1 protein-coding gene is annotated in these 5,824 nt (G+C 73.7%); it reads right to left on the bottom strand.

Features of this window, described 5'->3' with window-relative positions; all coding sequences use genetic code 11:
- The coding region (locus MXD57_RS30990) for a type I polyketide synthase (protein ID WP_250405543.1) at window positions 1-5,824 on the bottom strand (5,824 nt) is incomplete at both ends.

Here is a 5,824-nt window from a genome sequence, read left to right as displayed (position 1 = left end):
CAGCACACTGCCCCACGCGTCCTGGTCGTCAACCTCCATCGTGGCGGCCAGCGACTCCAGGTCTCCACGCTCGACGGCGTCCCAGAAGCGAGCGTCCACCTCGTCGGTGACACCGTTCCGCACCAGGCCAGGGATCTGGAGCCAGTAGCGCTGCCGCTGGAAGGCATACGTCGGCAGCTCGACCCGCCGGGCGCCCGTACCGGCGAAGAAGGCGGACCAGTCGACGGCGACGCCCCGCACATGAGCCTGGGCGAGGACGGCCGTGACGGTCTCCGCCTCCGACCGCCCGGAGCGAAGGGCGGGCGCGAAGACCGCCGTGCCCGTATCACCGGTCAGGCAGTCCTGGGCGAGCGCCGACAGCACACCGTCCGGGCCCAACTCCAGGAACGTCGTGACACCGGCAGCCTCCAGCGCACGGATCCCGTCCAGGAAGCGAACCGCGTCCCGGACATGACGTACCCAGAAGTCCGCCGAACCCATCTCGTCGTCCGAGACAACGGCGCCGGTCAGGTTCGACACCACGGCGATCCGAGGGGTCTCGTACGCGATCGACTCCGCGACCGTACGGAAATCCTCCAACATGCCGTCCATGTGCGGCGAGTGGAACGCATGGCTCACACTCAGGCGCTTGGCCTTACGACCCTGCTCCTCGAAGTGAGCGGCGATCGCCACCGCGTCCGCCTCGTCACCCGCTACCACGACCGACTGCGGACCGTTGACCGCCGCAATGCTGACCCGCTCGGTGAGCAGCGGAAGAACCTCGCCCTCCGACGCCTGCACCGCGACCATCACGCCACCGGACGGCAGCGCCTGCATCAACCGACCACGCGCCGCAACCAGCCGGCACGCGTCCTCCAACGAGAACACACCCGCCACATGCGCAGCCGCGATCTCACCAATCGAGTGCCCCGCCACGAAGTCGGGCTTCACGCCCCACGACTCCAGCAGCCGGAACAGCGCCACCTCCACCGCGAACAACGCCGGCTGCGCGAACTCCGTCCGGTCGAGAGCAGCCTCGTCCGTGCCGAACAACACGTCCAGCAGGGGAAGGTCCAGGTGGGCGCACACCGCGTCCAGCGCCTCCGCGAACACCGGGAAGGCTTCGTACAACTCACGGCCCATACCCAGCCGCTGACTGCCCTGCCCCGTGAACAGGAACGCCACCTTGCCCGCCACCGGCGAACCCGTCACCACACCCGACGACGACGAACCGCCTTCCACCACGGCCGACAGCCCCGCCAGCAGACCCTCACGATCCGCCCCGAACACCACCGCCCGGTCCTCGAACGACGCACGACCCACCGCCAACGACAGACCCACGTCCACCGACCGCACCTCACGGTCCTGCTCGACACGGCCCAGGAGACGACGCGCCTGCTCCCGCAACGCCTCACCACCCTTCGCCGACACCACCCACGGCACCACCGGCACCACCGGCACCACCGGCACCACCGGCACCACCGGCACCACCGGCACCGAAGCAACAGGCGCCACAGCAGCCCCCGCCACCTCCACCGACTCCTCCACATCCGGAGCCTGCTCGATGATCGTGTGGGCGTTGGTGCCGCTGATACCGAAGGACGACACGCCCGCCCGGCGCGGGCGGCCCGTCTCCGGCCAGTCCACCGACCGGGTCAGCAGGGACACTTCCCCACCCTCCCAGTCGACCTGGGGGGACGGCTCGTCGACGTGCAGGGTGCGGGGCAGCACACCGTGCCGCATGGCCAGGACCATCTTGATCACGCCGGCGACACCGGCCGCGGCCTGGGTGTGGCCGATGTTCGACTTGATGGAACCGAGCCACAGCGGCTGGTCCGCCGACTTCTCCTGACCGTACGTGGCCAGCAGCGCCTGCGCCTCGATCGGGTCGCCGAGCCTGGTGCCGGTGCCGTGCGCCTCGACCGCGTCCACGTCGGCCGCCGACAGACCGGCACTCGCCAGGGCCTGGCGGATGACGCGCTGCTGCGAGGGACCGTTCGGTGCCGTCAGGCCGTTGCTGGCACCGTCCTGGTTGATCGCCGAGCCGCGCACGACCGCAAGCACCGTGTGGCCCTTGGCCCGTGCGTCGGACAGGCGCTCGACCAGGAGCATGCCCGCACCCTCGGCCCATCCCGTACCGTCCGCGGCCGCCGCGAAGGACTTGCAGCGGCCGTCGACCGACAGACCGCGCTGGCGGCTGAAGTCGACGAAGGTCTCGGGTGTCGCCATGACCGCGACACCGCCGGCCAGGGCCATCGTGCACTCGCCCTGCCGCAGCGCCTGGATCGCCCAGTGCAGGGCGACCAGCGACGACGAGCAAGCGGTGTCGACGGTGACCGCCGGGCCCTCCAGGCCGAAGGTGTAGGCGATGCGGCCGGAGGCGATGCTGCCGGCGTTGCCCGTGCCGAGGTAGCCCTCGACACCCTCGGGCAGGTCGGGGCCGTTGGTCCCGTCGCCGGTGCCGATCCCGATACCGGACGCGTAGTCGTGGTACATGACGCCGGCGAAGACGCCCGTGCGGCTGCCGCGCAGGGTCGCCGGGTCGATGCCCGCCCGCTCGAACGCCTCCCAGGAGGTCTCCAGCAGCAGCCGCTGCTGCGGGTCCATCGCCAGCGCCTCACGCGGCGAGATCCCGAAGAACGCCGGGTCGAAGTCCGCCACGTCGTGGAGGAATCCGCCCTCGCGGGTGTACGACGTTCCGGCGTGGTCGGGGTCGGGGTGGTAGAGGGACTCCACGTTCCAGCCCCGGTCGGACGGGAACGAGGTGATGCCGTCGCCGCCGGTGGCCACGAGCTGCCACAGCTCCTCCGGCGACCGTACGCCACCGGGGAAGCGGCAGGCCATGCCGACGATGACGATCGGGTCGTCGTCGGTGGCGGCCGTGGCGGTGGCGGGCCGTGCGGGCGTGCGCCGCCCGCGTACGGAGTCCTCGCGTGCGTCCGCACCCGACAGTTCGGGGGTGCCGGCGGACAGTTCGTCCAGCAGGTGCCGGGCGAGGGCGAGCGGTGTGGGGTAGTCGAAGACAAGGGTCGGCGAGAGCCGGAGGCCGGTCTCGGCCTTGAGGACGTTACGGAGTTCCACGGCCGTCAGGGAGTCGAAGCCGAGCTCCTTGAACGCCCGGTCCGCGTCGACCGCCCGGCCGTCCGCGTGCCCGAGGACCGCCGCGCCCCGGCCGCACACCAGGTCCAGCAGCAGGCCCTCGCGCTCGGCGGCCGAGAGGGCCAGCAGCCGGGCGGTCAGCGGGGAACCGGCGCCGTCATCCGCCGGGCGCCGCTCGACGGCGCGCCGTGACGGCACCCGGACGAGGGAGCGCAGCAGCGCCGCGGTCTCGCCCGTGGAGACGGACTGGGCCCGCACCACGGCGAGGTCGAGCCGCATCGGCAGCAGGACTGCCGCGTCCACCGTCATGGCGGTGTCGAAGAGGGCCAGGCCCTCGTCGGCGGAGAGGGCGCCGACGCCGTCGCGGGCGATGCGCCGCAGGTCGACGTCGTCGAGCCGCTGAGCCATGCCACCCGACTGCGGGGCCCACAGGCCCCAGGCGAGCGAGGTGGCCGGCAGACCGGCCGCACGGCGGTGCTCGGCCAGCGCTTCGAGGAACGCGTTGGCCGCCGCGTAGTTCGCCTGCCCGGCCGCGCCGAACGCGGCGGCCGCGCCCGAGAAGAGGACGAAGGCGGAGAGGTCGAGGTCCCGCGTCAGGTCGTGCAGGTGCCAGGCCGCGTCCACCTTCGGGCGCAGCACGGCGGAGACCCGCTCGGGGGTGAGCGAGGCGAGCACGCCGTCGTCCAGCACGCCGGCCGTGTGCACCACGGCGGTCAGCGGGTGTTCGGCGGGTACGGCCGCGAGGAGGGCGGCGAGCGCGTCACGGTCGGCGGTGTCGCAGGCGACGAGGTCGGCATGGGCACCCAACTGGGCCAGTTCGGCGAGCAGTTCGTCGGCGCCGTGGGCGTCGGGTCCCCGGCGGCTGGTGAGCAGCAGCCTCGTGACGCCGTGGGCGGTCACCAGGTGGCGGGCGAACAGCCGGCCGAGGGTGCCCGTGGCGCCGGTCACCAGCACGGTGCCGGCGGGGTCACCAAAGGCGTCCGGCGAGCCGAGGTCGCCACGGCGGTCGGTGTCGTCACGGGAGCCGAGGTCGCTCCGGGAGCGGACACCGCCGGTGGAGTCGGAGCCGCTCCGGCGGTCGGGGCCGGTGGAGGGCTCGCGCGTGCCGGCGGCCTCCGCCGACGGCACGCGCGTGAGGCGCGGCGCGCTGAGTGTCCCGCCCCGGACGGCCAGTTCCGGTTCGCCCGAGGCCAGCGCGGCGGGCACCGTCGCGAGCGAGGCGGCCTCCCCGTCGAGGTCGAGCATCAGCAACTGACCGGGGTTCTCCGACTGTGCCGAGCGCAGTAGGCCCCGCACGGCTGCTCCCGCCAGGTCCCGGACTCCCGCGCCTGGCTGGGTGGCCACGGCGCCGGAGGTCAGCCAGACGAGCCGGGTACCGGCGAAGCGCTCGTCCGCCAGCCACGCCTGGACGGTGGACAGCGCGTCGGTGACGGCCGCGTGGACGGAGGCCGCCGTGTCGTCCCCCTCCGTGCCGGCACCGGGGGTGTCGGGGCCGGTGGGGGTGGTTCGTCCCGCCGGGGCCACGAACACGGCGTCGGGCAGCGGTTCGCCCGCTGCCAGGGCCTCGCCCAGGGCGTCGGCGTCGGCGTACTCCGCCACCTGGGCACCGCTCCGGGCACCCAGGCCCAGTGCGTCGCGGCCCAGCACGGCCCAGCGAAGGCCGGTGGCGTCGCCGCGTGGTGACGCCACGGGGGCCGAGGGCACCCACTCCACGCGGAACAGCGACTCCAGATGGCCGCCGTCGGCCGCGCGCACCTGGTCGGCCGACGCGGTACGGAGCGTCAGCGACTCCACGGACGCGACCGGGTGTCCGGTCGCGTCGGCCACGAGCAGCGACAGGGTGTGCGGGTCGTCCGGGTGGTGCGGCGTGAGCCTCATGCGGAGTGCGGAGGCACCCGTCGCGTGCAGAGAGACGCCGGCCCAGGAGAAGGGCAGCAGGGCACCGACCCCGGGCTCGGTCGCGTCGTGGTCGGGCCCGTCGAGGCCGATGGCGTGCAGACCGGCGTCCAGCAGGGCGGGGTGCAGCCCGAACCGGGCCGCCTCGCGCCGGCTGCCGTCCGGGAGGGCGACCTCGGTGAAGAGTTCGCCGTCGCGCCGCCAGGCCGCTTTGAGCCCCTGGAACAGCGGTCCGTAGGCGACTCCGCCCTCGGCCAGCTCCTCGTACAGCCCCCGCACGTCCACCGGGAGGGCACCGGCGGGCGGCCACGCGGCCAGATCCGCGAACTCCCCGCCGGCGTCGGCGTCGGCCCGCACCGCACCGGTGGCGACCAGCACACCGGAGGCGTGCCGCGTCCACGGCTCCTCCGCGAGGGCGTCCTGACGACGGGAGTGCACGCTGAACGGCCGCTGTCCGAGGCCGCTCGGCGCCTCGACCACGAGCTGGAGCTGGACGCCGCCCCGCGCGGGGACGACCAGCGGAGCTTCGAGCGTCAGCTCCTCCACCGTGTCGCACCCGACCTGGTCGCCGGCCCGGATCGCCAGGTCGACGAAGGCGGTGCCGGGCAGCAGGACGCTGCCGAGGATCGCGTGGTCGGCCAGCCACGGGTGGGTGTCGAGGGAGAGCCGGCCGGCGAAGAGAATCCCTTCGGAGTCGGCGAGCGCCACCGTCGCGCCCAGCAGCGAGTGCCCGGCGTCGCCGAGCCCGATCGCGCCTGGGTCACCGGTGGCGAAGGCGGCCGCACCGGGCCAGTAGCGCCGACGCTGGAAGGAGTACGTCGGCAGATCGACCCGCCCGACGGCGCCGGTG

The organism is Streptomyces cellostaticus, from assembly GCF_023630175.1.
In the GTDB taxonomy this organism is placed as follows: Bacteria; Actinomycetota; Actinomycetes; order Streptomycetales; family Streptomycetaceae; genus Streptomyces; species Streptomyces cellostaticus_A.
The sequence above is the reverse complement of the archived record's forward strand: the minus strand, read 5'-3'. Positions and strand labels throughout refer to the sequence as shown.